General features: G+C 45.9%; 1 rRNA gene. It reads right to left on the bottom strand.

The features are described 5' to 3' along the window. Positions 1–60: 60 nt before the first annotated feature. A 23S ribosomal RNA gene (locus OFO10_RS08240) occupies positions 61–2,965 on the bottom strand. Positions 2,966–3,095 lie beyond the last annotated feature (130 nt).

Below are 3,095 nucleotides of genomic sequence, written 5' to 3'. Positions count from 1 at the left end.
AAATCTTTTACCATATTGTTAAAGGATTTCTAATACCTTTAACAAGGAAGTAATGCTTAAAAAGATAAGCAAACGAGCTATTAGTACCGGTCAGCTAAATGACTTTCATCACTTACACATCCGGCCTATCAAACAGATAGTCTTTCTGAGCTCTTAAAAGAAGATTCATCTTGGAGTTGGCTTCGAGCTTAGATGCTTTCAGCTCTTATCACATCCCGGCTTAGCTACTGGGCGATGCTCTTGGCAGAACAACCCATACACCAGTGGCCAGTTCGACTCGGTCCTCTCGTACTAGAGTCAACTCTCCTCAATCTTCTTACGCCCACGGCAGATAGGGACCGAACTGTCTCACGACGTTCTGAACCCAGCTCGCGTACCGCTTTAAATGGCGAACAGCCATACCCTTGGGACCTGCTCCAGCCCCAGGATGCGATGAGCCGACATCGAGGTGCCAAACCTCCCCGTCGATGTGAGCTCTTGGGGGAGATCAGCCTGTTATCCCCGGGGTACCTTTTATCCTTTGAGCGATGGCCCTTCCACACAGAACCACCGGATCACTAAGACCGACTTTCGTCTCTGCTTGACTTGTGTGTCTCGCAGTTAAGCTGGCTTATGCCTTTATACTCTACAAGCGATTTCCAACCGCTTTGAGCCAACCTTTGTAAGCCTCCGTTACATTTTGGGAGGCGACCGCCCCAGTCAAACTACCCACCAGACATTGTCCTACCTAAGGATAACTTAGGCTAGTTAGCTACCCAAATAAAGAAGAGTGGTATCTCAACAATGGCTCACCATACACCGGAGTATATGGATCAAAGCCTCCCACCTATCCTGCGCATCTTTATCCAAGCAGCAGTGTCAAGCTATAGTAAAGGTCCACGGGGTCTTTCCGTCTTGCCGCGGGTAGGAGGAATTTTCACCTCCACTACAATTTCACTGGATCCCTCTTTGAGACAGCTCCCATCTCGTTACGCCATTCATGCAGGTCGGTATTTAACCGACAAGGAATTTCGCTACCTTAGGACCGTTATAGTTACGGCCGCCGTTTACTCGGGCTTCGATCAGATGCTTCGCAAAAGCTGACATCATCAATTAACCTTCGAGCACCGGGCAGGCGTCACACCCTATACATCCTCTTACGAGTTAGCAGAGTGCTGTGTTTATGGTAAACAGTCGGGAGGGACTCTTTGTTGTAACCTTCTTTGCTTACAGAGTAAATCCTTAACAAAGTTAGGCACACCTTATACCGAAGATACGGTGCTATTTTGCAGAGTTCCTTAAAGAGAGTTCTTCCACGCGCCTTAGAATACTCATCCCACCCACCTGTGTCGGTTTACGGTACGGGCAATATTAGCTAAACTTAGAAACTTTTCTTGGCTCGATAGTATCAAGGATTCTCAATCTACTCCGAAGAGCGTCAAGAGCCTTTAATGTCTCGGATAAAGAGTTACGGATTTGCCTATAACTCAACCTACACACTTAGACCAGCACTTCCATCAGCTGGCTCCCCTAACTTTAAGCGTCCTTCCATCGCACACTAATATTGGTATCGGAATATTAACCGATTTTCCATCGCATACCCCTTTCGGACTTTGCTTAGGACCCGACTAACCCTACGATGACGAGCATCGCGTAGGAAACCTTGGGTTTACGGCGAATATGATTCTCACATATTTTATCGCTACTCATGCCTGCATGCTCACTTCTATCCGCTCCACCACTCCTTGCCGGTATGGCTTCGACGCTGAATAGAACGCTCTCCTACCACTTGCACTAGGTGCAAATCTACGACTTCGGTACTTATTTTAGCCCCGTTATATTTTCCGCGCAGAATCACTAGACCAGTGAGCTATTACGCTATCTTTAAAGGATGGCTGCTTCTAAGCCAACCTCCTGGTTGTTTCAGTAACTCCACATCGTTTTCCACTTAAATAAGATTTAGGGACCTTAGTCGGTAGTCTGGGTTGTTCCCCTCTCGACGACGGATTTTATCACTCGCCGCCTGACTGCTGTGATTACATTATAAGTATTCGGAGTTTGATAGGGTTTGGTACATTGGTGTATGCCCTAGCCCATTCAGTGCTCTACCCCTTATAATTACGACACAACGCTATACCTCAATATATTTCGGAGAGAACCAGCTATCACGATGTTTGATTGGCCTTTCACCCCTATCCACAGGTCATCCGGAGCTTTTTCAACAGCCGTCGGTTGGGTCCTCCACCGGTTCTTACACCGGCTTCAACCTGCCCATGGATAGATCACATCGTTTCGGGTCTGCAGCATCTGACTAATCGCCCTATTAAGACTCGCTTTCGCTACGGCTCCGGGTTTCCTTAACCTCGCCAGATACCACAACTCGCAGGCTCATTATGCAAAAGGCAGTCCATCACCCTGATAAATCATAGGGCTCTGAATGATTGTAAGCAAACGGTTTCAGGTTCTATTTCACTCTGATCACCTCAGTTCTTTTCACCTTTCCCTCACGGTACTTGTGCACTATCGGTCTAGTAGTAGTATTTAGGGTTGGATAGTGGTCTACCCAGCTTCAGACAGGATTTCACGTGTCCCGCCCTACTCAGGATACTGCTAAGTAAAAAGGAGATTTCGCATACGGGATTATCACCCTCTATGATTAAACTTTCCAGTTTATTCTGCTATCTGCTTTTAGTCTTTATTGCAGTCCTACAACCCCACTAGCAAGCTAGTGGTTTGCCCTCTTACGCGTTCGCTCGCCGCTACTAGCGTAATCTCTTTTGATTTCTTTTCCTGAGGGTACTAAGATGTTTCAATTCCCCTCGTTCGCTCCCGTAGGTAGTTAATATTACTATTAACTGGGTTGCCCCATTCGGAAATTCCCGGATCAAAGCCCCTTGACGGCTCCCCGAGACTTATCGCAGCCTGGCACGTCCTTCATCGCCTCTACTAGCCAAGGCATCCACCGTTTGCTCTTAGTAGCTTACCTTTTATTTTACTTCATAATAAAATGAAGTATTAGACTATGTTAATATTCTAATTTGCATTACTTCCTTGTTAAAGATAAAAGATTTAATTTATAAATTTTAAATTTGATAAATTGCTTTTACAATATTTAA

The organism is Campylobacter sp. VBCF_06 NA8 (assembly GCF_027737825.1).
Lineage (GTDB): Bacteria > Campylobacterota > Campylobacteria > Campylobacterales > Campylobacteraceae > Campylobacter_B.
This window is presented reverse-complemented; position numbering and strand designations above follow the sequence as displayed.